At 44.5% G+C, this 22,990-nt stretch carries 23 protein-coding genes; 11 read left to right on the top strand and 12 right to left on the bottom strand.

Translation table 11 applies throughout. The features are described 5' to 3' along the window. Positions 1-202: 202 nt before the first annotated feature. Positions 203-616 (top strand): chemotaxis protein CheW, encoded by a 414-nt coding sequence (locus ACIFO6_RS21995; protein ID WP_430043890.1) that lies wholly within the window; start codon positions 203-205, stop codon positions 614-616. 99 nt (positions 617-715) lie between these two features. Here ACIFO6_RS21995 and ACIFO6_RS21990 read toward each other — a convergent pair whose 3' ends face one another. Further along, positions 716-1,834 (bottom strand): slipin family protein, encoded by a 1,119-nt coding sequence (locus ACIFO6_RS21990; protein ID WP_430043888.1) that lies wholly within the window; start codon positions 1,832-1,834, stop codon positions 716-718. Positions 1,835-2,632: 798 nt separating this feature from the next. Here ACIFO6_RS21990 and ACIFO6_RS21985 point away from each other — a divergent pair. Next, on the top strand, positions 2,633-4,051 hold the full coding sequence (locus ACIFO6_RS21985; protein WP_430043886.1) for a helix-turn-helix domain-containing protein: 1,419 nt from the start codon (positions 2,633-2,635) through the stop codon (positions 4,049-4,051). A gap of 611 nt (positions 4,052-4,662) precedes the next feature. Here ACIFO6_RS21985 and ribD read toward each other — a convergent pair. From ribD to ACIFO6_RS21970, 3 genes are read right to left on the bottom strand one after another with little or no spacing between them, the layout of a single operon-like run. Then, entirely contained in the window at positions 4,663-5,763 is a 1,101-nt protein-coding gene (gene ribD, locus ACIFO6_RS21980) for a bifunctional diaminohydroxyphosphoribosylaminopyrimidine deaminase/5-amino-6-(5-phosphoribosylamino)uracil reductase RibD (RefSeq protein ID WP_430043884.1), read from the bottom strand. Then, a complete protein-coding gene (locus ACIFO6_RS21975) occupies positions 5,760-6,524 on the bottom strand; it encodes a GTP cyclohydrolase II (RefSeq protein WP_430043882.1) in 765 nt (254 codons plus the stop codon). Before ACIFO6_RS21975 ends, ribD begins: the two co-directional genes overlap by 4 nt. 30 nt (positions 6,525-6,554) lie before the next feature. Beyond that, positions 6,555-7,658 carry an FAD-dependent monooxygenase gene (locus tag ACIFO6_RS21970; protein ID WP_430043880.1) on the bottom strand — a complete coding sequence of 368 codons (1,104 nt, stop codon included), beginning with the start codon at positions 7,656-7,658 and terminating at the stop codon, positions 6,555-6,557. A gap of 260 nt (positions 7,659-7,918) precedes the next feature. Here ACIFO6_RS21970 and ACIFO6_RS21965 point away from each other — a divergent pair, with 260 nt between their 5' ends. After that, entirely contained in the window at positions 7,919-8,254 is a 336-nt protein-coding gene (locus ACIFO6_RS21965) for a winged helix-turn-helix transcriptional regulator (RefSeq protein ID WP_069290443.1), read from the top strand. 109 nt (positions 8,255-8,363) lie between these two features. Here ACIFO6_RS21965 and ACIFO6_RS21960 read toward each other — a convergent pair whose 3' ends face one another. Further along, positions 8,364-9,401, bottom strand: a complete 1,038-nt coding sequence (locus tag ACIFO6_RS21960) for a DUF1835 domain-containing protein (protein ID WP_430043878.1) — start codon at positions 9,399-9,401, stop codon at positions 8,364-8,366. A gap of 115 nt (positions 9,402-9,516) precedes the next feature. On the opposite strand from ACIFO6_RS21960, the gene ACIFO6_RS21955 reads away from it, so the two are divergent. Next, positions 9,517-10,221 (top strand): YoaK family protein, encoded by a 705-nt coding sequence (locus ACIFO6_RS21955; protein WP_430043876.1) that lies wholly within the window; start codon positions 9,517-9,519, stop codon positions 10,219-10,221. A gap of 7 nt (positions 10,222-10,228) precedes the next feature. Here the strand turns inward: ACIFO6_RS21955 and ACIFO6_RS21950 are convergent, their stop codons facing one another. Both ACIFO6_RS21950 and ACIFO6_RS21945 read right to left on the bottom strand, forming a co-directional pair. Then, positions 10,229-11,404: an alanyl-tRNA editing protein gene (locus ACIFO6_RS21950; RefSeq protein ID WP_430043874.1), complete on the bottom strand. Its 1,176-nt coding sequence runs from the start codon at positions 11,402-11,404 to the stop codon at positions 10,229-10,231. A gap of 22 nt (positions 11,405-11,426) precedes the next feature. Beyond that, positions 11,427-12,302, bottom strand: coding sequence for a LysR substrate-binding domain-containing protein (locus ACIFO6_RS21945; protein WP_430043872.1), 876 nt, complete (start codon positions 12,300-12,302; stop codon positions 11,427-11,429). Positions 12,303-12,418: 116 nt separating this feature from the next. Between ACIFO6_RS21945 and ACIFO6_RS21940 the strand changes: the two genes are divergently transcribed. Next, on the top strand, positions 12,419-13,579 hold the full coding sequence (locus tag ACIFO6_RS21940; protein ID WP_430043870.1) for a CynX/NimT family MFS transporter: 1,161 nt from the start codon (positions 12,419-12,421) through the stop codon (positions 13,577-13,579). 118 nt (positions 13,580-13,697) lie between these two features. Here the strand turns inward: ACIFO6_RS21940 and ACIFO6_RS21935 are convergent, their stop codons facing one another. Further along, on the bottom strand, positions 13,698-14,111 hold the full coding sequence (locus tag ACIFO6_RS21935) for a hypothetical protein (RefSeq protein ID WP_430043927.1): 414 nt from the start codon (positions 14,109-14,111) through the stop codon (positions 13,698-13,700). Beyond that, the gene (locus tag ACIFO6_RS21930; RefSeq protein ID WP_430043868.1) at positions 14,111-14,398 is read right to left on the bottom strand and encodes a hypothetical protein; all 288 of its coding nucleotides are present in this window, start codon (positions 14,396-14,398) and stop codon (positions 14,111-14,113) included. The genes ACIFO6_RS21935 and ACIFO6_RS21930 overlap by 1 nt, the downstream gene beginning before the upstream one ends. A gap of 227 nt (positions 14,399-14,625) precedes the next feature. On the opposite strand from ACIFO6_RS21930, the gene ACIFO6_RS21925 reads away from it, so the two are divergent. From ACIFO6_RS21925 to ACIFO6_RS21915, 3 genes are all read left to right on the top strand, one after another. Beyond that, positions 14,626-15,156 (top strand): MarR family winged helix-turn-helix transcriptional regulator, encoded by a 531-nt coding sequence (locus ACIFO6_RS21925; RefSeq protein WP_430043866.1) that lies wholly within the window; start codon positions 14,626-14,628, stop codon positions 15,154-15,156. Between the two features lie 133 nt (positions 15,157-15,289). Beyond that, the gene (locus ACIFO6_RS21920) at positions 15,290-16,609 is read left to right on the top strand and encodes an HlyD family secretion protein (RefSeq protein WP_430043864.1); all 1,320 of its coding nucleotides are present in this window, start codon (positions 15,290-15,292) and stop codon (positions 16,607-16,609) included. Continuing rightward, positions 16,593-17,843 carry an ABC transporter permease gene (locus ACIFO6_RS21915; RefSeq protein WP_430043862.1) on the top strand — a complete coding sequence of 417 codons (1,251 nt, stop codon included), beginning with the start codon at positions 16,593-16,595 and terminating at the stop codon, positions 17,841-17,843. Before ACIFO6_RS21920 ends, ACIFO6_RS21915 begins: the two co-directional genes overlap by 17 nt. A gap of 89 nt (positions 17,844-17,932) precedes the next feature. On the opposite strand, the gene ACIFO6_RS21910 is transcribed toward ACIFO6_RS21915, so the two are convergent. Then, positions 17,933-18,493 carry an NAD(P)H oxidoreductase gene (locus tag ACIFO6_RS21910; protein ID WP_430043860.1) on the bottom strand — a complete coding sequence of 187 codons (561 nt, stop codon included), beginning with the start codon at positions 18,491-18,493 and terminating at the stop codon, positions 17,933-17,935. Positions 18,494-18,657: 164 nt separating this feature from the next. Here ACIFO6_RS21910 and ACIFO6_RS21905 point away from each other — a divergent pair, with 164 nt between their 5' ends. Continuing rightward, positions 18,658-19,044 (top strand): winged helix-turn-helix transcriptional regulator, encoded by a 387-nt coding sequence (locus ACIFO6_RS21905; RefSeq protein WP_430043857.1) that lies wholly within the window; start codon positions 18,658-18,660, stop codon positions 19,042-19,044. A 110-nt stretch (positions 19,045-19,154) separates the two neighbouring features. Here ACIFO6_RS21905 and ACIFO6_RS21900 read toward each other — a convergent pair whose 3' ends face one another. Beyond that, entirely contained in the window at positions 19,155-19,742 is a 588-nt protein-coding gene (locus ACIFO6_RS21900) for a LysE family transporter (protein ID WP_430043855.1), read from the bottom strand. A gap of 112 nt (positions 19,743-19,854) precedes the next feature. Between ACIFO6_RS21900 and ACIFO6_RS21895 the strand changes: the two genes are divergently transcribed. Both ACIFO6_RS21895 and ACIFO6_RS21890 read left to right on the top strand, forming a co-directional pair. Continuing rightward, on the top strand, positions 19,855-20,409 hold the full coding sequence (locus ACIFO6_RS21895) for a helix-turn-helix domain-containing protein (RefSeq protein WP_430043853.1): 555 nt from the start codon (positions 19,855-19,857) through the stop codon (positions 20,407-20,409). A 32-nt stretch (positions 20,410-20,441) separates the two neighbouring features. Then, positions 20,442-21,668 carry a sugar efflux transporter gene (locus ACIFO6_RS21890; protein WP_430043925.1) on the top strand — a complete coding sequence of 409 codons (1,227 nt, stop codon included), beginning with the start codon at positions 20,442-20,444 and terminating at the stop codon, positions 21,666-21,668. A 9-nt stretch (positions 21,669-21,677) separates the two neighbouring features. Here the strand turns inward: ACIFO6_RS21890 and ACIFO6_RS21885 are convergent, their stop codons facing one another. Next, positions 21,678-22,895 (bottom strand): macrolide family glycosyltransferase, encoded by a 1,218-nt coding sequence (locus tag ACIFO6_RS21885; RefSeq protein WP_430043852.1) that lies wholly within the window; start codon positions 22,893-22,895, stop codon positions 21,678-21,680. Positions 22,896-22,990 lie beyond the last annotated feature (95 nt).

Genomic DNA, 22,990 nt, shown 5'->3' with positions numbered 1-22,990 from the left:
CTTAAAATGTAGTGCCACCGGATACGATACCTTGGCCATTTGGAAGATTTAACTGCTATTTTGTGATATTCTGTGAATAGAACCTGGCTACATAGCACCTTCAACTTTATCTTTCCATTTGTTAAAACGCAATAGTTACCCCATTTTACCGTCACTTCACAGCCTGTGGTAGTCTTATCTGAAATGTAAGGAGAATTGGCCTATGTCCGAATTTATTGTGTGCAAACTGGCGAGCAAAACGTTCGCTTTAAACTTTGTAGAAGTGGAAGAAGTCATGAATGCCCGGAAAGGAACACCGCTTCCTTTTTCCGAGCCATGGCATGAAGGAATGGTCACCATTCGCGGCGATGTATTTACGATCCTGAATTTGCGCAAAAAACTGCTGCTCCCCGCTTCAAGCGAGTCCTCTGAGGATAAAATGATTTTGCTCAGCCGGGCAAAAATTGCTCTGCTCGTCGATCAGGTGGAAGATACCGCTTCCGACCTGGACAACCAGTTGAAAAGCAACGAGGAAGAGTGGCAACGCGAGCTATTTCCTACCGTACTGGAGCATCAGGGTGCTCTCGTTCCGGTTATCGATATGGACGCTTTTCTCGCTTCGACCAAGACGAATTAAGCGTATTGATGTAAAATACCACCCAAAGCTTGAGCCGTCTCGCGCTCATCTTTTGGGTGGTATTTTGCGTTAAGGGGCGTGAAACCTGCCGCTATCCCTCTATACGGTCCCTTGTCCTTCTTTCATGTGGACCAGCGAGTTCAACTGTTCCAGCAGCGTATTCCCGCCGGTCAGTGAAATGGTACCAATCTTCTCGCAGATTTTTTCCAAAAACTCCAGCTCTTTGAGACGGTAGAGGGTGGCATTTTCGTCCATTAGCTTGGCGGTATTCAGCAGACTACGAGTGGACGCTGTTTCTTCGCGCCGTGTGATGAGATTGGCTTGAGCCTTTTTCTCTGCCAGCAGCACCGTGTTCAAAATATCCTTGATATCCCCTGGTAAAATAATATCCTTCACCCCTGCCGACGTAAAAGCAACCCCATATTCGCCGCTTTGCTCATTCAATCGGGTCAAGACATATTCCGCAATTTCCTGCTTCATTTTCAGCAAATCATCCAGCTTCATCGTTCCGACATACTCACGCAGCACCAGCTGGAGCATAATGTACATTTGCTCCTCGAATGCCCGAAATTCCAGCGCCCGCAGCGGGTCAACCATGCGGTACTGACAGACGAAGTTCAGGCGCAGTGTGATTTTGTCCTCTGTCATGATTTCCTGCCCCATCAGGTCCATCTGCTGCTGACGCAAATCTATCGTTCTGATCTCCGTGTTCACCGCCGACATCCAGAAATAATATTTACCCGGCTTCAGCTCGCCTTGCAGCACGTTATCATAATACAGGAAGCCCAGCTCATAGCTTGCCACCTGAAGCGCCTTCCAGTAGCCCTGTGTCTTGGCCAAAAAGGCTTGACCCAACGCCTTGTCAATCGCCGGCTGCCGGGTATCCGCATGAACAAAACGATGCTCCTTGAGCACGTTCCAAAAAGCATATTTACCAGCGGGCAGCAGCTCCACGAACCTATTATCCTCATAATGCAGCACATATTCATAATCCTCTACATCGACGACACTCAATTGCTCCAGCAGAACGGAATCCTTCAAAAACAAACGAATATCATGATCCTGTACAAAAAATGGTTCGGCAACATTTAAAATTTCAACCGTTTCCTGCTGAAATGTCTTCATTACGTAAGTTCCCGGCAGCAGCAGCTTGTGATAGCTTCCCTTTGTAAACAACAGTCCGCGCTCATCCGATTTAATCGTAATTTTCTTAAACATCGTATCACTCCTAGTATTTAAAATCCTCAGCTTAAAAGTGTGCTTTTTTCTACGTGTGGCGGCTCCGCAGTCCATTTGATCTTCCGATCGCTGTTGCCCGCCTTAAAATCAACATACTTTTAAAATGAGGATTCTTCATTTTTATTCGTTGTAGTAGGGGTAGTGACCCTTGCAGAGCATCCCTTCGGGGTGGCGGGCGGGGCCAAGCTTAAGGTGAAAGGAAGGTGCCGCCTGTTCCCGTGTTGCGAGGATGGAATTCATCAGTCCAATATCAACTGTGAATTCGCACTCCCGAAGCCTCGGGGCCTGTCGGCGCTTGCTCTCTCCGGTATCCGCTGACCGCATAGCCACCTCCCCGTCTCTGTCATGTGGACCAGACATGGGATACTCATTAGGGTCTTTGTAGTGGTTTTTTTCGATTTTTTTGAATACTCTACCATGAGTCGCTTGGAAGGCGATTGGGATTCGAACCCATTTGGTGGATACATCAGATTTACAGGATACCTCACCCGATCAGGCAGGCACTGCGGGACCATTTGAAATCCTCACCTCGGTAATATCTTTCTGTATCAGCCTTTATCATTATCACGCACACCCGCACTCACGAACATGGCGAAAGTATTACGACTCCATAAAAAGTAAATAAGACACACTGTAAACCGAACTGATTTTTTACAATTAATTGGTTATAATCCATGCGGATAATGGAAAAATTGCATTGACACATGTTAATATTTGGACAATAATTTGAGGTGTAATTATAAAATTTGGATTTTTTGTACGAAGGGTGGTTATGACTTGGAACATACACCTACGATTTTAGCGGAGCTGGAAGATTATCTAAAGCAAAATGACTTGACTGTAGCAGAATTAGCAGATCGTTCAGGCGTACATCAAAGGACGCTTAATACTTGGATTACTAAGCATCGCCCTGTGGCAATACATCAAGTGGATCGAATCACGCTGGCTATGGGATTGCCAGAAGGTTATTTTCACGAACGATACATAGATCATTACATCATCGAACGTTCCCCGGATTGGCGGCGAATTGAACCGGTATTGTATCGCTGTGCTGAACTGGATAAGCTGGAAGCGATTCAGCGTATAGTTGGACACATCATGGACAACCTGCTCTATTCCCCGAAGCTGTTTGATGCAGCAGAAACATTATTCGCACAAGGTCGACGTGCTGCTGCGCTGTTCCTCTATAAAGGAGTTGCAGAGGCCGAGAAGTACCAGCACTCTGAACGCTTGGCCATCTGTCAGTATCGACTGTTTACGATTCAAGTTGGAGACGATAAGAATCAAAATCTCAAGGCAGCTACTCGATTTGAACCCTTTGTCGAACGTTTGGACGAGATAGAGCAACTGGACGCGCTAAAAGATTTGGCGAACGTGTATCGTTCTTTAGATGAATGGGACATGCTTTATGAAACGGCTCAGATCATGAGAGGAAAAGCGGAAATTCAATATACACTGAAACATCAGCAGAAAAATCGGAAGCGTGAAGATCGGGTTAAGCAGTTGAGTCGTCCCATGTTTGTGTACATTGCCTATGCCGACTTATTGTGTGCGAGTACTTGTGAAGCCAAAGGTGATTATGAGCAAGCCCTACAATTTACTTACGCCTATACCGATTTAGACTGGGTCATAGAGACGGAAGAAAATACCTTGCATTGGGTCAGCTTGTTCAAGCATTGGGCGCAAGCTAATACTGTCGTGAATAAGCTTTTATCTGGAGATATAAGTGTGCTACACGATTATGTTGAATATATTGCTGCATCTTCAGATACAGCTGAAGAAGATAGGATTATCCAACTTCTGAACATTATGATAGCTGCTAACCGATATACAATAGATGTCGATGATGTACTTTCACAATTTGAAGGAGACATTAATTCTTTTGCTCAATTACCAGCATCTGCTGATATGTACACTCAACAAGTTTCACCGAATTATCTGGCGTATTTTGGTTATGAGTTGGCCTATTACTATCTATACAAAGGGATGTATAGTGATGGCTTTAAACATTTAAAATCTGCGACACTAAAAGCAATTACACTAAAAAATGATACCTATTTTATAAACTGTATGGGTCTATTCGACCATTTTAAATCCTACGCAATGGATGAAATCAAGGTGGAGTTCTCAAAATTTATTGAAAAGGCGTGGTCAAATAATGTTAAAAAAAATGGTGCCGCTGATCGTCGCGGTTAGCTTTTTGTTTATTATAACAGTGCCTGTGCATTCGAATAATCATGATCAGGGTATCCAACCTCTTGTACAACATGGAGGAGCTTAAACGGCTAGGAATAAGCGAAGGCCCGCCGACCCGTTATGAACTGATCCCATAATTGTAGACATTTGGCTTAAGCTACTATAGAGGACTGTAGTCGGTATTCTACCGGGGACAGTCCTTTGTGCTTTTCTTGGTTCTACGATGATTACACTATCGAATACCATTCACCCCATAAGACATTCACCTTATGAGTTATTCATCCCATTAACCATTCACCCTAATAAACGTTAAGTATATAAAAAAAGAATCCTCCAGGCTTTTTAGCCCTTCAGATCCTCAATCTTTAAAAGTCTTTAAAGTCCTTAAATCTTTCGCCCTTCCCCCATGCCCTACCCCATTTCGAAAAAATGAGTTACTTTGTGGCGGGTAGTAGCGGAGCGGAGGGGTTGAATCTGGAGAAGCGTGAGCGTTCGCCTTTGCAGTGGGATTCTTACCTCTACATGTCTTATACAATCCGAAGAATCCCACTGCAACAGCGATCGGAAGATCAACCCCTTCGCGGAGCGCTTTCTCCCGCCCACAACCTCACTCATTTGTCCCGCCCAAAATACCCTTCTATTTTCCAATCCACGCCAACCTGCGTTACGCTCAAATCTTGTAGCTTAACCGCATCGCTCATGGCGGACACGCCTTCTCCCCCGAGAAAGCCCGGTGCTCCGCGCCCTCCAACCAGCTTCGGCGCAATGTACAGCACAAGCTTGTCTGCCAGTCCTTGCTGCACGAACGAAGCGTTCACCTCGGCCCCGCCCTCCACGAACACCGAAGATACCTCATTTGTGCCCAGAATATCCAGCATTTGCGGCAGGTTGACCCGATCACTGTTTTCATCCTGTGTCGAATATACCTTTACACCCAACTGTTCCAGTTGGCTCCGCTTGACTTCATCATAAGCACGGCCTGTAAATATCCAGGTAGGCGCCTCGCCATCTGTAATAACACGTGCATCCAAAGGAATGCGTAGCGTGCTGTCCAGAATAATACGAATCGGATTCCGACCTTCTGGCAGACGAGTGGTTAGCTGCGGATTATCGTGAATGACTGTCTGTACACCGACCAGTATCCCTACATGCTCGTGACGAAGGCGATGCACATCCTCTCGTGCCACCTCGGACGTAATCCATTTGCTTTCCGAGGTTCGAGTGGCCATTTTGCCATCCAGCGTCACCGCTGATTTGATCGTGATAAAAGGACGCTTGCTCACGATATATTGGTTAAACACTTCATTCATGCGGACAGATTCCTGCTCACATACCCCAACGATGACCTCAATGCCCGCATCCTTCAAAATTTGTACCCCTCTGCCCGAAACCAGCGGATTAGGGTCCAGCGCCGCAATAACGACCCGACGAATGCCCGCCTTCACAATCGCTTCCGCGCACGGGCCTGTCCGTCCATGGTGGGAACACGGCTCCAACGTCACATAAATCGTCGCTCCCTGAGCATGTTCACCCGCCATACGCAAAGCATGAATCTCCGCATGTGGCTCGCCGGGCTTCAGATGAGCGCCGATCCCGACGATGCGACCGTTGTTCACAATGACCGAACCGACGAGCGGATTCGGTTCCGTTTGTCCCTTTGCACTTTTAGCATTTTCCAGCGCCAGGCGCATATATTTCTCGTGAGTGGTCATAGTACCTCCCTGAAATCGAAATCCCGCAAATGGCCGGACCGTTCCACCTTCGTATTTAAATACCGTTCATTATATTGCGACACATCGCCCCACAACGGCATACGCCCTGCGACATTCATACCCGATTGCTTCAAGGCTTCCAGCTTTTTAGGGTTATTCGTAATCAAGGTTACCGGTTTTTGTCTCAGGTGACGGAGCACACTAATCGCATCCGCATAATTCCGAGTATCATCTTCAAATCCCAATTGGTGGTTGGCTTCAACGGTGTCCATGCCTTCCTCCTGCAAAATGTAAGCCATTGCTTTGCTAAACAAGCCAATTCCACGGCCCTCATGGTTCGCCAGATAGAACAACGCACCCGTTCCGTGCTCCACAATCATTTTCATGGACTGGTGGAGCTGAAATCCGCAATCACAACGCTTGCTGCCAAAAATATCTCCAGTATGGCAAATACTATGCATACGAACAAGCGCATTCTCCGACTGTTGAAGATCGCCGTACACCAGTACGCTCGATTGCTGCCCCTCTGCCAAATTCAGTGTGGACAAACGCTTCACAATCGTGTCAGCGGTGGCATTCAGCAAGTCCTGACGATCTTCCTCATCCCGTACAGGCAACCAGCAATACCATTGAAAAACAACCGTTTCCCCTTCCATATTGACTGGCAGCTTAATCGGCCCTACCAAAATCGTGGAGGATTGCTCTCCGCGAATCGTTTGAATTTTATCATTAAGTAGCGTAGCTACGTCTTTTTGGTTCATCTCTCTGCACCATCCTTTATAAGCCTACTTCTATATGATTTGATTTTCTGCTTGTAAAAAATGTTCATGAAACGTGGATTCCATCGTCAACTGTCGTTCCTGAAGCTCTGTGACAGCCTGCCGCCGCTCGTCTTCGAACGCCTTTAGGCCCGCTCCAGTATATCCACCCTCCTGACGCAAACGAAGAAGCTCACTCGCCAGTACATCGGCATCCTTCAAGGCTGCGTTCAAGCCAAAGGCTCCGGTAGGTGTCATGGTATGCGCCGCATCTCCAATGAGGACCAGTCCGTTCCGCGACCACGTATCGCTGCGGCTGCTGAAAATATCCAACGGTACGAAGTCCTTCCACGAACGAATCTGATCATGTACGCTATGCTTTAAATCCGGGAAAGTCTCAACTAACAAGTGTATGAACGGTTCGAAAGACTGCTTGAACAAGGTCTGGAAGCTGCCTTCATCTACGTTCCAGCCAATTTGAATATAGCCCTCAGCCTGTGAAAATAAAGACAACTGCCGACCGTTGACCAATGCCAGACGTGTGACAGGCTCCCATCCGGCAGGTGCCATAATTTTGGCCCACAGCAAATCATAGCCGTGTCTGAAATTCGTGACTGGCATCTGCGCCAGCTTGCGCACGGTCGAATAGCGACCATCTGCCCCGACAATAACAGAGCTGCGAATTATAACCTCATCGCTGTTCTTATCGCAAGCGGTCAAGCCCGTGTATCCCTGCTCGCTATCGCCTTCCAGCGCAGTCACTGTCGTGCCCGCCAAATAACGAAAGGACTCGTACGTTGAAGCCTGCTTGAGCAAAGCGTCCAAAAAATAAGGCTGTGGAATATGGACCCCTACATTACCGACCGCTGGCTCAATCGTCTTCACCTGCTGCTGATGCTCCCAATATTCGATTCTCGTCGAAGCGAGGACGTAGTCCTCATGAATTTGTTCGAGCAGCTTATGCTTTTGGATCACTTGCTGACCCTCATCATTTAAAATTTCGCCGCGAAAAGCCTTTCCCACCACGCTCTGCCGCTCAACCAATATCGTCGAAACACCTTGCTCCGCCAGCAAACAGGACAGCAAGGCCCCGGCTGGTCCTCCTCCAACTATGCATACTTCACATTCCAGCTTCATCTGACTTCCTCCTACACCTAAACCATGACCTCAACAATTAGTCCGTACCTGTCAATTAAATTGTACTGTTATAATATCAAATTTTAAGTATTCATATATGAGCATTTTGCATATATATAGTCCGTATCGAATCCAACAAGTTACTTTATGTAACAAAGTATATTTATATCATTCGATTTCGTCAAGTTATAAATTTATGTAAAGTAAATTCATTTACTTTTAACAGTGGATCGTTAATAATAGGAGCATGAGGTGATCACATGAACATTCCGCAAATGTGCCCACGGTTTGAAAAAGCCATGGAGCTACTGAGCAAACGTTGGACGGTATTAATCGTGTTTCAACTAACTAACGGTCCGCAAAGATTTGTCGCTATTGAGAATTCAATCCCCAATTTAAGCGGGAAGGTCCTTTCCGATCGCTTGAAGGAGCTTGAGGAAGAAGGAATCATACAACGTATGGTTTATCCAGAGAAGCCGGTTCGGATCGAATACTCCCTTACGGATAAGGGACGCGATTTAGCGCCATTGTTTGACCATATCGGGACTTGGGCTACCCGCTGGATTGAAGTTCTGCCAGCCATTGAGCAGCAATAACCTGGTTAAACCAGCACGGACACAGACTGCTAACATGCCAAAGAACGCCTTTGCCCAAAGTACAATTCGTACTCATGACGCAAAGCGTTCTATTTTTCATATGACTCGATCAAGCATTCTCAGTTCCTTTTTTTATTGGACCTGGAGATGCTTTCTTTCTAATACTATAACGTCTCATGGCTCCTGGAACCCCTTTGATTTCCAACATTCCATTATAGACCAAGGCTCGGAGTCGATATTCGAAAAATTCATCTCCCATCTGCTGATCCAGGTGTCCCATAGCTTCTCCGATCACTCTTGCTGATTTGATAAAATCAGGTTGTGCTTGCTGCTTGTGCAACTTATCCACCTTACTCAAAATATAGGCATCATAGTGGTTTTCTTCTACATTAACGATGCTTCCATCCTTCCATATACGTAACACCTCGTGCTGCATCGCCAGCTCACACCATTCTTCCGCCATTCGTTCTCTTTCTTCTGGTGTTAAAAAAATACCCTTGTCCTCTCGACTGAGAATGGCTTGTAGTTTGTCGGCAGATATCTCGCCTGATCGTAAGCCTGTAGCATCTGCCGCATTTTTAATCCGAATATCGTTAGACCTATTCCTCAGCAGGTACATGCTCAAACGAAGCCCCACCTGCTCAGGCACATTGTTTCCCGTCCAGATCGTAATGTCCGCCTGTGCTGGAATAGCAGCAAACTGCTCCAGCAACAGAAAATCATCCCTTTCAGCATCCTCTTCATACTCATCATAAATATGATCTCTGAACCATTCCCGCCGTTGCCTGCGCCCCATTTCCTGCTGAAGCTGCCACAATGGGCCGATGGCATAGTTATCCCGAAAAGAAATAACCCGATGTGTATCTTCCCATCCCAGTTGTTTGAGTGCTATTTTCATACTCCCTGCAAAAGAATCGCCAATCACGATATATACCTGCGTGCCACCCTCGTCAGGCTCCCACCATGAGCGTCTGTTTTGAGTCTCAAGCAAGTAGTCATATAACTCTGATACTTGCTTATACAAATCATCTTTAGAAGCTTCGTTCCGTTTCACAGCTTCTGTCACTTGTATGATGTCTATTAGCCATAATCTTTGTTCGCCCGCAGTCATGCTGCGAATTGCCTCCACAAATCCTTTATTCTCCATGACTTCTTCTCCTTTTACACCTATTTTTCGTGCCGAAGTGTCCAATGGAATTGTCGAATCAGAATAGTCGTGCTATGTTAGAGGAATCGACGTTGTAGCATAGGAGGCTTCTGCCGTGAATATGAAAGGCAAAATCCATTTACATCAAGTAACGTCCGAATCGTTACGACTGGGCGCCTTACTTTCTTTAGTAGGGGGGTTTCTGGACACATACACGTTTGTCGGAAGAGATGGCGTGTTCGCCAATGCACAGACAGGCAATATCGTACTGCTGGCTGTCAAAGCCATTCAGGGAAACTGGGGTCAGGCGTTAGCCCATATCCCGCCCCTGATCGCCTTTTCACTGGGTGTTTTTATAGCTGAGAGGATTAAGAGAAAATCCACCCACCGCCTGACACCGGACTGGGCCCGTGCCATTCTACTGCTGGAAATTTTCGTTTTTTTCATCGTGGGTCTGATTCCCCAGTCGGTTCCCAATACGGTGGTGACGGTGGTCGTCTCATTCGTCGCTTCCGTACAAATGACTTCCTTCCGCAAGCTCATTGATGCGCCGTACACCTCCACCGTCAGCACGGGGAACCTCCGATCTGCGACAGAGGCGATGTATATCGCCATTACGACCAAGGACACGAATGCTGCCATTCGTGCCATGCGTTACGGTGTCATCCTGATCACCTTTCTGGCCGGGGCTTTTCTGGGAGGATTTTTGACGTTGGCTATTGGAGATAAAGCCATCTGGGGCGCTGTGGTTGCACTCATTTTTTCTTTTATTTTATTTACGGAAAAAGAACATAAGTGGAAGCTGCCCCTGAGCCACTAATCCTGCATTAGCCCTGAATAAACTGCCGCTGGGCGGTTTCAAAAAAGTTCAAAAGGCCTTCACGGGACGAGAACGCTGCCTGAGCCGATTGGTTGCTGCCGCCACCCTTTCCCTGAAATGCGCCTAGATGCTCTTTAAAATACGCCCCGCAGGCAACATCCTGTGTGCCGCTATGCGTCAGAATGATTTTGTTTTCTGCTGTTGTGGCTAATATTACAAGTAAATCATGCTCAGATGTCAGCTTGACAGCCATTTGCTGTAATTCCTGAAGGGTTTTTTGTTCAAAAATATGAGCCAAAACGTTCCCCTGAACAGCAGAAAGCAGCTCTGCTGCCTGATACGAAGTATTTTCTTCTTGCAGAATGTCCACTTGCGCCTTGAGCTGCTTGTGCTCCTGATCCCACTTTTCAAAGCGGGTCAAAACCTCCTTGCGCCCGGTATTAAACCTCGCAGATAGCACGTCCAAAATCTGAAGACTTTCGTTAAAATCCTGAAGCGCGCGAACGCCGCATTTAAAATGGATTCTCGCCAGCCCCTTCTGCTTCTCCCATTTCAGACATTTGATCATTCCGATTTCCCCGGTTCGGCCGACATGTGTACCGCCGCAAGCATTGTATTCAATACCTTCAATCTCGACAATGCGGATATCCTCCGTTACTTTAGGCATTTTCACAAGTGGAATATCCTTCAATTGCTCCTTCGTTACAACATAACTTTGGATGCTGCGGTTACTATAGATTTGCCGATTCACTTCCTGCTCAATGGCGGATAACTGCGCAGGTGTCAGCTCGGAACAGTTTACATCAATCGTGGCGTACTCTTGTCCCAGATGAAAGCTTTCCGTCCGCGCTCCCAGCAGCTCCAGACAAATGGCCGACAGCAAATGCTGTCCACTATGCTGCTGCATATGATCAAATCTGCGCTCCCAATCCAACGTACAAGCTACCTTTTCATCCTCCGGCAAACATTCGACCCGATGCCAAATATCGCCCTCCTCCAAAAAAACATCCACCACCGGAACGCCCTGAATCGTTCCCGTATCACATGGCTGACCCCCTCCATGCGGGTAAAAGGCCGTTGCCTCCAGCATAACAACATATCCGCCGTCTCTTTCCATGCTGCGTGTAATATGAGTCTCCCACTCCGTAAGGGTCGGAGAAGAGTAGTATAGTTTTGTCGTCATTCAAGGTTCCTCACTTTGGATTTCAATTTGTAAAAAACGTCTCCATTTTTTGAATAAAGGCTTTTGCGGCTGGCCCTACATATTTATCTACACGATAAAACATTTCCAAATGTCGGGTAGGCGCATGCTTGATCGGAATCGCGCGAATCCCCAGTGATCCGAAGCTTTCAATTAATTGGCTCGGCTGAATCGTAGCTCCTATGCCTTCCTTCACCAGTTGAAACAGAGACGTTGCTGAGCCTGTTTCCATCAAAGGATGGATCAAAATACCTTGATCTTCACACCAACGATCCACCAGGTCACGCCCGACAAATCCTTTGGGATACATCACTAAAGACAGGTTTGCCAAGTCTTCCGGTACAATCATTTCTTGATCTGCTAAATCATGTTCTGTATTTACATACAAGCTGTGCGTTTCCGTATAAAAAGGGATGCGGTGCAAACGATGATCCGAATGAATGCCCAAGCCTACTCCAATATCCACTTTATTATCAAGCACTTCATTGTAAATATCAATCGAGGGAATGACCTGAACCTTCGTATGAGGAAACTCCTTGTGAAAGCTGATCAGTACAGGAGTCAGCCGATAATCCAGGTCAGAGGGCAGAACCGCAACACGCAAATGACCGGTATGGAGATGGGTCAGATCCGATATGGCGTTTTTTGCATTTTCCAATTGCTGAATGACCTGTGAAGCGTAGTGCTCCAAAAGCTCGCCTGCTTCCGTCTTTACGGTTTTCTTGCCGATACGGTCGAACAAAGGGACCCCCACCTCATCCTCTAATACCCGTATTTGCTGGCTCAGCGTGGGTTGCGAAATCCCCAGCTTGTAGGCGGCCTCAGAAAAATGCAGCTCTTTGCACAATCGAAGAAAATATTGCAATTGCCGAATTTCCATGGAATCTCCCTTCGTACCATAGTCTATAACTATTGTTTATATAGAATAAATAGTATTGATCTATTATAGAATGAAATCTACAATGAGTTCAATGTTGAAGAAAAGAGGTGTTTTGTATGCGTTTGGTGTATCTCATCCTGATTATATTTTTTATCTCCATAAATTTAAGACCCTCCATTACTTCCGTCGGGCCTTTATTAGATATCATCCAAGCTCATTTGGGATTAAGCGGGGTGACCGCCAGTTTAATCACGGCGCTGCCTATTTTCTGTATGGGCCTCTTCTCTCTGTCATCGATCTGGCTCCAGCATCGCTTGGGTGTTGAAAGGTCTTTGCTTGTAGCCATGCTGTTGATCCTCATCGCCACGTTCCTGCGCATGTTCGTTCAACATACTTCCTTCCTGCTCGCTACCGCTATATTTTCTGGAATAGGTATCGGAATCGCAGGCCCCTTGGTTGCGGGGTTTATCAAAAAATATTTCCCCGAGAAACCAGGGTTAACCGGGCTTTATTCCGTTTCCATGGTGATTGGAGCAGCCGTTGCATCCAGCTTTTCCGTCCCACTTTTCCAGCAAATGGACTCTTGGCAGCACGCTCTGAGCTTCTGGAGCATTTTAGCGGTTCCCGCCGTGCTACTCCTTCTCCCCCTGCTCCAAAAAAGAGAAGCTCCTGCAAAAAACCTGCGGAGTTCGTCTTTCTCGATCAGGAATAAACGGGTACATTTATTTACTTTATTTTTTGGCTGTATGGCGGGTGTTTTTTACGCTGTGACTGCTTGGTTGGCCCCCATCGTGCAAGCTGCCGGTTTAAATCATGCTCAAGCCGGAATGGTGCTTACCCTATTTACCTTGATTCAAATCCCGGTAAGCTTCTTCATCCCACTTCTTGCTGGTAAATCAGGAAACAGAACAACATGGCTGCTTCTATGTGGTCTATCTGAATGGATCGGCATTGTCTTGTTGATGTTACACTCTTCTCCTTGGGTGGCTGCTATTTTCCTGGGCATTGGCGCTGGTGGACTGTTTCCTTTAGCGCTACTTATTCCAATCGAAGAAGCAGGGCATACAGAGGAAGCCACCTCATGGTCTGCCATGATGCAATTTGGGGGATATTTGATAGGCTCTCTGGGACCTGCCTTGATCGGGCTGAGCCTCGACGTTTTTCAGACGTTTATGCCCACCTTATTCATACTGGCTATGATCATATGTACGATGATGGTGGTAGGCTTAAAAATAGGGAACAAAGCTAAACTCCCGCTTTCCGATAAAATTTTATAAACTCCGTATACTCTCCTTATAAGCTTCACCTTCTCTCATAACTAAAAAAAGGCATCGTTGATCGTAACGATGCCTTCTTTAGTTATAGTAATTTACGTACATATAGAGTTAGTAAAGCCTACTTCACTGCATATTCGGTAGCCGAATATTTAAACAGGATATATCCCAAAAAGGCATATACTGCCACAGGTATCAAACCACTCAGCGAAATGTTGGAGAACGGAAACATCATAATGAACGCTTTTATCCACAAAGCATACGGAAGATATTTCACCTCTTTTGAAGCCAGTGTTACCCATGCACTAAGCAAAAACACATGGTTTGCAATCGAGTAAAGCGGGATCGTGTAAAAGATCATGCTCAGCGCACTGTAGCTGCCGAAAGAAAGCATCCCGAATAAAATTTCATACAGGAACATAACACCCAGCCCACCGAACAGCAATCGCAGCGCAAAAGGCTGTAGCAGTTGATACCATCTAAAGGACTCAAACCATTTACGCAACTCCAGCAAAACGACAGAAAACTGATACATCAAGACTGATCCCCCTTTATCAGCTCTGCAATTTGCTGGAGGTTGGTATTCATTTCGGATTTCAGCTCAAGAATACGCGTGACATTTGCCTCAAACTGCTCTTTGGCTAGCGGCTCTGCTCCCTGAACAGTTGCTTCAAATAAAAGCTTGCCCATGACTTGGTATTGCTGGTCGATCTCATTCTGCTTCCCGTTGTTTTGCATTTTCAAACGGTTGATCTCTACTACTGTCTTTGCCTTGTTCCCGGCCTCAGCTACACCGGTCTTAAATTTGTTGAAAAAACTCACTCTCAATCCTCAATTCATTTTTTTGTCATATAACCTTGATAATTCGACACTCTTCCCCATATTCCTTCATCTACCAAATAATTTTTAGGCATTTGGTAATAGGACTTTTGTCAGGAACACAAAGAATCTCATTAAAATTTAGCTTGTTTATTAAATATTATTGTATTACAATTAGCTCGCTAACAAAATTTAAAATTGTAATAAATTCCAGCAGAAAGGAGAACCTTATGGATTTTGATTTACGGGATTTGCCCACTCGTGAGGCACTTCAAGAATTTTCCAAGCGCATTCCCGAGATTGATATCAAAGCCACAGAAGCCATGCTATTCTTTATGCGCGTATCCTCCAGTACTTTTAAAGTCAGCTTTGAGGGCTTTGAACAATTCGGTATATCTCATGGAAAATTTTCAATATTAATTCTCTTGTACCGAAACATGAACATAGGACTGATGGCTACAGAGCTTGCGGAGAAAGTGGGAATAAGCAAACCTACTGTTACCGGACTCATTGACCGCTTGGAGCGCGATGGTTTTGTCATTAGACAAAGTCACCCTTCTGACCGTCGTATGAGCATCGTTAAACTGACTGATCAAGGGACAGAATTGATGGAGCGGCTGCTGCCTATACATTTTACAAGCACCTCCAAACTGATGAGCCACCTATCCACCGATGAAAAAGAGTTATTGCTGACGTTACTGCAAAAAATAGAACTCGGCATTCCCCAAGCACAAGAAATATATAAAAAAGCGAAACCATAATAACTCTAAAATTTACGTTTTAGTTAGCCGGGTTACTTTTTAATTTTAAAATAAATAATATCTACATACCCTATTATTTATTCTATCACCATGCCTAAGCCAATTGATTAACTTAAAGGAGCGTATTTACTCAATGAATCGCACACAAATCACCAGTCTCATTATTCCCCTAATTTCTATTGCCTGTCTTATTGGCGGAGGTTTTCTCCTTCAAACCAACGGACAAGACCAAGTCAATGCTTCACGATCTGTTAAAGGTACAACCCTGAATTCCGACAGCATTCATGTATCCTTTGAACAAGTAGGCGGAAAAGTCCTCAGCATTCCAGTAAAAGAGGAAACTCCCGTAAAAAAAGGTACTATCCTTATGACGCTGGACTCCAAAGATGTTGATTTGCAAATGGAGCAACTACGAACGCAAATTGCCCAGTTCAATACACAGATCAGCCAACAGCAAAAATCAATTGACTTAGGTTATGCACGAGCTACAACTCAAGAAAAGCAGGCACAGCTCGATATTGCACAATCTCAAGTAACTCAAAGCAAGAGTCAGGCAGCATTGCAGCGGGCAGAAGCCGCTGAGCGTCAAGCCACAGCAGCGGAAAAGCACGTCAATGATGGTGCTCGACATGAGGACATCCAGCAACAGCGAATTGCAGTAGCCTCCGCAACCAAAAGCGTTCAGACGGCCCAAACTAACTTCAATCGTAACAAAGCACTATATGATGCAGGAAGTGTATCCAAAGCTGCATTGGATGATGCCGATTCAACATTGACTTTAGCTAAAAATCAGTTAAGTCAGCAACAAGAGTCTCTGCAAAAGCTGCTCAATGGCGCAACTACAGAAGAACGAATGCAAGCCAAGGAGCAAACGACACAAGCATCTGTTGCTGTAAAACAAGCAGCGGAAGAAATTCGTGGTGCCCAATTGTCCGTCGATCGTTCCAAAACACAACTGGAGACCATTCAGCAAAGTCGTCAACAGCTAGAAGATCAGAAGCTGGCCGTTGATCTTCTCAAGCAACAAAAGGTAACCCAGGAGGTTCAGCTTAAAACGCTATTGCTCAAAAAAGAACGTCTGGTGCTGAAAGCACCGCAAGATGGCAAGATCACTGCTATCAGTACCAAAGTGGGCGAAAACGTGGGACAAGGGTCTCCCGTTATTACTTTAGAAACCAACGAGTTATATTACGATCTCTACGTGAACGAGGAGCAAGTGGGGAAATTTAAAGCCAATAAAGAAGTTAAAACCCACATCTCGGCTCTAAATAAGGATTTGCAAGGTATTGTACGCTATGTTACATCTGCACCACAATTCGCTAATGTAAAAATGTCTCGTGAAAAAGGTGAGGCAGATACCGCTACATTCCAAGTACGTGTATATGTACCAAAAGAGTCTACTTTGCTACCGGGTATGACAGTTGAGGTGAATACTGATGAAATCTCTTCGTGATGAATGGACGCACCTGGTTCATTCCAAGTATCCGATCATAGCTATCATTTTTCCGCTGATTGCAGTGCTGGGATATTCACTTCTACTCCCAAGCAGCCAAATTAACGAAGCTAACGTAGTCGTGGTGGATCAGGATAACACAGCCTATAGCCGTGAGTTCATCCAGAAAATAGATGCCTCCCCTAATATGAATGTGGCTGAGGTTGTTTCATACACTGACAACCCTGAACAATATTTTTATCACGAGAAATTTTTGGCTGTTATTTCTCTGCCGAAGGGGTTAGAGGCCAATCACAATCGCTCCCTTTCCAGTCGTGTGGGGCTGATTCTGGATAATACCAATGCGCAATCTATTACTTTGATTCGCACGGCCATGCAGGAAATTAGCGTATCCGAGAATATGGGACTGTCCGTTCCAGCTATCATGAAAACCGGAATGAACGCGGAACAGGCTCAGGGAGCCCTTAATGGTATTGCTCTGGAGGTCCGTTCTCTCTTTAATCCAACCAATGATTATCAGAATACATCCGTGCTTGCATTTACCTGTATGTTCTCTTTTATGATGCTTAATATTAACAGCTTGCCTCTGATCGCCAGACTAAGGGTTTCCCGAAGACTGACCGCAGAACTTCAAAATCCGTTCAATATTTTGCTGCGTATTCTTCCTTACACGCTGTTTTCGACGGCAGGTTTAATCTTCTCTCTCGGAGTACTTAAAATGTTTGGGGGCAGCCGTTTCGAGGCCAATCCGTTTCTCTTTATCATTCCGGTTGTTCTGTACGTATTCGGTACAGTTTGTCTCAATATTCTGGTAGCGTGGGGAGCCGCACATCCGGGAGTAGCCATCGGCAGAATGGTTATGGTACTCATGCCTGCTTTTGTGCTCTCGGGAGCCGTTCTTTCAAGATCGTTATTTCCGCCTTTAGCGATCCAAATCGGCGATTTCTTTCCATTTGCATGGCTGTACAAATTCGTACGCTCGATGGGACTGCGTGGTGCGCCTTTTCAAGAAATGCTTCCCGAACTTGGATCCATGTTACTATATGTCGGTGTGCTCTCCATGCTGGTCATAGCCAGAGCGCTGTGGGAAAAGCAAAAGCTGGCCAAAAATGCTACAGGCGATGCTCCTGGAATGGGGGCAGCTCATTCCGCTGGTCCAACTAGCACGCCTGGCGGCGGGATCTCTGTTCAAGGAGGAGCTCCAGCGCCTATACACGAGCCAATAAAAGGATAGCTATCCCCAGTTCATACTTAAAATAAAAAGCACCTTTGAAATCACTATAAAAGTGGTTTTTCAGGTGCTTTGGGATAGCTACCTCAGATTTACTTATATGCCAGACCTAATTGATAAGCGTGCTCCAGCAAACCTTCAATGTATTCTTTCGATTCGGACAAGGTATCGTAGAAGAACTCAACCCTAGACTCTCTTACTCTCGCGTAGACAGCAATCACTTTGTTCAAATAATTAGTAACTATATCGTGGTATTCATACTTGATCAAATGTTCTTTCGTTCCTCCCGCCAAGCACAGCCACAAGACCTGTTTTGTCTTGAACTCCTCAAGTAAACCTATGTTCCACACTTTATCCAGGTACCCTTTTAGCATGGAAGGAACACTGTACCACCATAGAGGAAATACAAAGACTAGAGCATCCGCAGCAGCAATTCTGTCCATCTCTCTCCGTGTTTCAGGAGCATATTGTTTATGAGGCGTATTCCAATCCAGCTCATCTGCCGCGCTATATACCGGATTAAACCCATCCCGATACAAGTCCAAAATATCTACCTCGTGCTTATTCTCCTTCAACCCCTCTACAAAACGATTCATGGCTGCAAGGGTAAGTGAATCTTCTCTAGGATGCGTAACGACCAATAGAACTTTCATGTTATTCGTAACCTTCTTTCTCCTCGTGATTGGTGTACCCTGTCTACAGATGCTATTATGGTTGATATATATGAAAGTGTGAAGTACGCACTTCAATGTACCGTAGGTACTTTAAGGTTCCTTAGTGCTTTTTTTGCACTACAGATCCGAGAGGAGAAAAGCAAATGAAAGATAATACCAAAACATATATGCACGGTATTGAAGCGACCTTCGAGGTCATCGGCGGGAAATGGAAAGCCACCATCCTGTATCATTTAACCAACGGCAGAAAACGTACATATGAACTCCGTCAACTCATTCCAAAAATCACCCAGAAAGTGCTTACCCAACAGCTTAGAGAGCTGGAAAAGGACGAGATCATCCACCGAATTATCTATAACCAGGTTCCACCCAAAGTAGAGTATGAGCTTAGTGAATACGGAAGGAATTTTAAAGATCTGCTTGATCGTTTTTGCTTATGGGGAGAAGAACACTTAGACAGGGTTTATGGCGATAAAGCAACGGTGCTGGAGGACTATTCTGTGGAAGAGCCTTGTGTAGAAAAAAAGTAAAGTACACTGAACGGCCTTTCGCCATCGCTTCATCTGCTGTCCGAAAAAATACAAAACAGTCCTAATGAAGATTTTCCTTCAATGGGACTGTTTGCGTTACTTGCATGAAGTCAAATATCTACAAGAATCGAAACTGCACTATACACTAATAACAAAGCCATTATTATATTAAACTGACTTCTATACTTAGATAAGAACTTTTGAAAAACGGAGCCAAACACACTCCAACAGAATGTACTCATAAAACCAACAAAAGCTAGAAATAACGAAAACAATATTAAGCTGACATTTGAATGGTGATATGGAAGAATGAAGGTTGATATAGCAGTGATACCATATAAAATTCCTTTCGGATTGATAAATTGTAAAAGCATACCTGTTAGAAAACTGTTATTCTTACCTCCATCATTATCTTTACCACTATCTTTACTCATCATTATTTTCACAGCCAGATATAGCATATAGGCTGCACCCAGGATCGTCATCACAAATTGAATTTTGGGAATGAAATTTTCAAGCAACAAATTAAAATAACTACTCAATAACATGATTACAAAGAAACCTGCACCTACTCCTGAACAAAATCGAATTGTCTTTTTAAGCCCGAATTTATTAGCAAAGAGCATCGCCATAATGTTATTGGGGCCTGGCGTAAAGCTGGTAACAAAAACATATAACAAAAACGATAATAAAGGCACTTGGGAACCCCCTCTTCGATGTATGTTATAATTGTACAAAAAAACAATATAACGTTTTACGTTTTATTGTACAAAACAGACGTTATATTGTACACGGGTGCAGGAGGTATTTATGGAAACCATCAATCTGATCATTGCCAAAAACTTAAAAGCCTATAGAGAACATAAGAAATTAAGTCTTGAAAGGGTTGCAGAACTCACTGGAGTAAGTAAAACGATGATCGGTCAAATTGAAAGAGGCGAATCCAGCCCTACGATTACAACGATTTGGAAAATAGCCAATGGATTAAAGATTTCTTTTACTTCACTCATAAATAATCCGCAGCCAGATACAAAAGTGGTTTTAAGAAGTGAAATTCCAATATTAACAGAAGACAACGAAAAATATCGAGTCTATCCCCATTTCCCCTTCGAAGATAATAGACGCTTTGAGGTTTATTCAATTGAGATAGATCCAAACGGCTTCCTAAATTCCGATTCACACGGAGAGGGCACGGAGGAGTTCTTAACTGTCTTTGATGGAGAGTTAACTGTCTGTATAAATGACCTTGAATATACAATAAGAAGTGGTGATTCCATCCGATTCAAAGCGGACAGACCCCATACCTATCATAATTCAGGGAAAACTTTAACTCGGTTAAGTATGGTCATATACTATCCAATCTAAAAAAGCCTGTGCTAAAGGAGTGTAAAATGGGTATGATAATGCGTATTAAAAATCTTTTCGTTATCCATAACTACCCGCTATTCATGATCTGTATGTTATTGCAAGGTATGGCGATATCCATAAGTGCACCTTTTTTGGCTGTATATTTCACAACTACACTTGGCGTATCTGTTGGAACCTTTGGTGTTTTTACAGCTGTGACCTTGATTTGTGGTATATGGATAAGCTCTCTGATTGCCAAACGTTCTGATCGTGGATTGGATCGTAAACAAATTTTGGTTATTTGTATGTTATTTAATGCCGTAGCATTTGCAGGATATCTTGTCATTCAAAATTTTTATGTACTTATTGTATATATGACTATCTTCACAGCAGTGGGAGCACCTGGAATGCCGCAGTTATTTGCCAGTGCACGTGAAGCGGTAAATCGCAGTAAATCAGCTGATCATGCCTTTGCCAATTCAACACTTCGTTCTATGTTTTCTCTTGGGTTTATCACGGGACCGCTCTTTGGGTCTTTCCTGATTGCACATACCGGCTTTAAAGGTATTTTTGTAGGGACAACTTCTATTTTTGTATTTATCGCTGTTCTACTATTCTGTTTTATTAAGCAGCCCCCTGTTCAGCTCAAAAATAAGGATCAGACTTCACATCAGCACATTACATTACATAAAAATATTGAGATTCTGATACCGTTCTCAGTTCTCACTTTGCTCTATGTGGCACACTGGATGAACAGTTTAAATATTTCCTTATTTATCATTCATAATTTAAAAGGGGACACGAATGACGTTGCTCTAGTATCCAGTATTTGCGCGGTAATAGAAATACCTTTAATGATCATGTTAGGCGTACTTGCTGCTAAATACTCCAACCGGCTGCTTATTTTTTGGGGAGCTTTAACAGGGATTGTCTACTATCTCCTCGTCCTTATGTCTACGGAGATATGGCAGTTATTAGTGGGGCAGCTTCTTCTGGCCTTCTTTGTTGCAGTGATATCGGCCATTGGCATCAGCTACATGCAGGATTTGTTGCCTTCTCTTCCTGGTTATGCCTCGACGCTGTATTCCAATGCGACAACCATCGGAAGACTGGCAGGGAGCTTAATGGGCGGATTGACCGCTCAATGGATGGGCTATCGAAACTCTTATTGGGTATGTTTGGCCCTGATCCTCTGCTCCCTTGGTCTTCTGGCGATCTCCAAAAAATTAGAGTTTGAAAAATCGGCTGCTCTACAAGAAAGGAATCAAAGTCTGTAGTCTGACACCTTATTTTTCTATTGTGGAGAAATGATTCATAATGATATCTGCCGCATATCTGTACCCACCAGCCTGACGTAATGATTCGCCAATCACATGGGCCTGCTGCTTATACGTTGAATTACTCAAGACCTCTAGTAAGGCAGCTCTCAAAATAGCGGGTGTACGCTCATTTTTATCCACAACTATACCCGCTCCCAGCTCCTGCACCCGATTGGCCACCATAGGCTGGTCGGATGTTAAAGGGATCATGACCTGCGGCACATTGTAATACAAGGCTTCGCTTGTGCTGTTCATCCCCGCATGTGTAACAAAAGCGTCTACATGCTGCAGCATGTCCAATTGCGGAATATAAGGCTTGATAATAAAATTGTCAGGAATAGATTCCGACAATGGCTCCATATCTGTATAACTGCCTGAAGACAGTACAAACTGCACAGGTAAATCGTGAAATGCTGCAAAGCAAAGCTTATAAAACTCCAGGTCTTTATTCAAAATGGTTCCCATTGAGATGTAAACCGTCTGTGGATGCAGAGCACGAAGTTGTTCGAACGGGAAAGAGGGCGCATCTTTACGTGGTACAATAGAAGGACCTGTAAAAATATAACTGTTGTCCAGCTTTTCAGCTTGCGGTTGAAAATAACGGCTTGTATAAACAATTTTCAAGCGCCCGGCATGTGGAGCGATCTCATCCATAGCCGGAACGGCAACCTGAAGCTCACTAGCTAATTGATGCGTTACTTTCATCGTAGCCGTATACAGCTTTTTTACCTCTGGATCATTTTCATCCATGCCTTGGCCAGACCCCAAAGGTTCTACGAAAGCAAAAGAAGCGATAGAGCATATTGCAGGTATTCCCAGCTTCTCTGCTATAATCTTACCTCCCCAGCCCATCAAAGAGTCATAGATTAAATAATCATAGGTCCTGTTCTCTATAACTCTCAAAACCTCTGGAATAATCGGCTGAATCATACCTTTCACCATCATGTACACAAATTGGTAATGATGTTTGTACTCCGCTGGCTTTAAATCAGCGTCTTTGGAAAAAGCATCAGCAACAAAAGGATAGGTTACCAGTTTTGCTCCCGTTGGCTGAATTCTCGTACGAAATTCCTCCGTACATACATAATCCACTTCCTCACCTCTGTCGACCAGCTGCTTAACTAATCCTAATGACGGATTAACATGGCCTTCAGCAGGCGTGATCACTACCAACACACGTGCCATCCCTACACCTCCGACATAATAAATTTTTTAGAAATAAATGGGTGTATTTTCATGATGAACTACGAACAACATACAAGATGTAGCTTTTTTTCTAG

The sequence above is a fragment of the Paenibacillus sp. NRS-1781 genome, from assembly GCF_050467745.1.
In the GTDB taxonomy this organism is placed as follows: domain Bacteria; phylum Bacillota; class Bacilli; order Paenibacillales; family Paenibacillaceae; genus Paenibacillus; species Paenibacillus terrae_A.
Note: the sequence above shows the minus strand (reverse complement) of the source record. Positions and strands in the feature narration are given on the sequence as shown.

What these genes read in the sequence shown, in the direction of transcription:
- ACIFO6_RS21995 (WP_430043890.1), top strand. Translation starts at nt 203, where the DNA reads ATGTCCGAATTTATTGTGTGCAAACTGGCGAGCAAAACGTTCGCTTTA.
- ACIFO6_RS21990 (WP_430043888.1), bottom strand. Translation starts at nt 1,834, where the DNA reads ATGTTTAAGAAAATTACGATTAAATCGGATGAGCGCGGACTGTTGTTT.
- ribD (WP_430043884.1), bottom strand. Translation starts at nt 5,763, where the DNA reads ATGACCACTCACGAGAAATATATGCGCCTGGCGCTGGAAAATGCTAAA.
- ACIFO6_RS21975 (WP_430043882.1), bottom strand. Translation starts at nt 6,524, where the DNA reads ATGAACCAAAAAGACGTAGCTACGCTACTTAATGATAAAATTCAAACG.
- ACIFO6_RS21970 (WP_430043880.1), bottom strand. Translation starts at nt 7,658, where the DNA reads ATGAAGCTGGAATGTGAAGTATGCATAGTTGGAGGAGGACCAGCCGGG.
- ACIFO6_RS21965 (WP_069290443.1), top strand. Translation starts at nt 7,919, where the DNA reads ATGAACATTCCGCAAATGTGCCCACGGTTTGAAAAAGCCATGGAGCTA.
- ACIFO6_RS21960 (WP_430043878.1), bottom strand. Translation starts at nt 9,401, where the DNA reads ATGGAGAATAAAGGATTTGTGGAGGCAATTCGCAGCATGACTGCGGGC.
- ACIFO6_RS21950 (WP_430043874.1), bottom strand. Translation starts at nt 11,404, where the DNA reads ATGACGACAAAACTATACTACTCTTCTCCGACCCTTACGGAGTGGGAG.
- ACIFO6_RS21945 (WP_430043872.1), bottom strand. Translation starts at nt 12,302, where the DNA reads ATGGAAATTCGGCAATTGCAATATTTTCTTCGATTGTGCAAAGAGCTG.
- ACIFO6_RS21940 (WP_430043870.1), top strand. Translation starts at nt 12,419, where the DNA reads ATGCGTTTGGTGTATCTCATCCTGATTATATTTTTTATCTCCATAAAT.
- ACIFO6_RS21935 (WP_430043927.1), bottom strand. Translation starts at nt 14,111, where the DNA reads ATGTATCAGTTTTCTGTCGTTTTGCTGGAGTTGCGTAAATGGTTTGAG.
- ACIFO6_RS21925 (WP_430043866.1), top strand. Translation starts at nt 14,626, where the DNA reads ATGGATTTTGATTTACGGGATTTGCCCACTCGTGAGGCACTTCAAGAA.
- ACIFO6_RS21920 (WP_430043864.1), top strand. Translation starts at nt 15,290, where the DNA reads ATGAATCGCACACAAATCACCAGTCTCATTATTCCCCTAATTTCTATT.
- ACIFO6_RS21915 (WP_430043862.1), top strand. Translation starts at nt 16,593, where the DNA reads ATGAAATCTCTTCGTGATGAATGGACGCACCTGGTTCATTCCAAGTAT.
- ACIFO6_RS21910 (WP_430043860.1), bottom strand. Translation starts at nt 18,493, where the DNA reads ATGAAAGTTCTATTGGTCGTTACGCATCCTAGAGAAGATTCACTTACC.
- ACIFO6_RS21905 (WP_430043857.1), top strand. Translation starts at nt 18,658, where the DNA reads ATGAAAGATAATACCAAAACATATATGCACGGTATTGAAGCGACCTTC.
- ACIFO6_RS21895 (WP_430043853.1), top strand. Translation starts at nt 19,855, where the DNA reads ATGGAAACCATCAATCTGATCATTGCCAAAAACTTAAAAGCCTATAGA.
- ACIFO6_RS21890 (WP_430043925.1), top strand. Translation starts at nt 20,442, where the DNA reads ATGATAATGCGTATTAAAAATCTTTTCGTTATCCATAACTACCCGCTA.
- ACIFO6_RS21885 (WP_430043852.1), bottom strand. Translation starts at nt 22,895, where the DNA reads ATGGCACGTGTGTTGGTAGTGATCACGCCTGCTGAAGGCCATGTTAAT.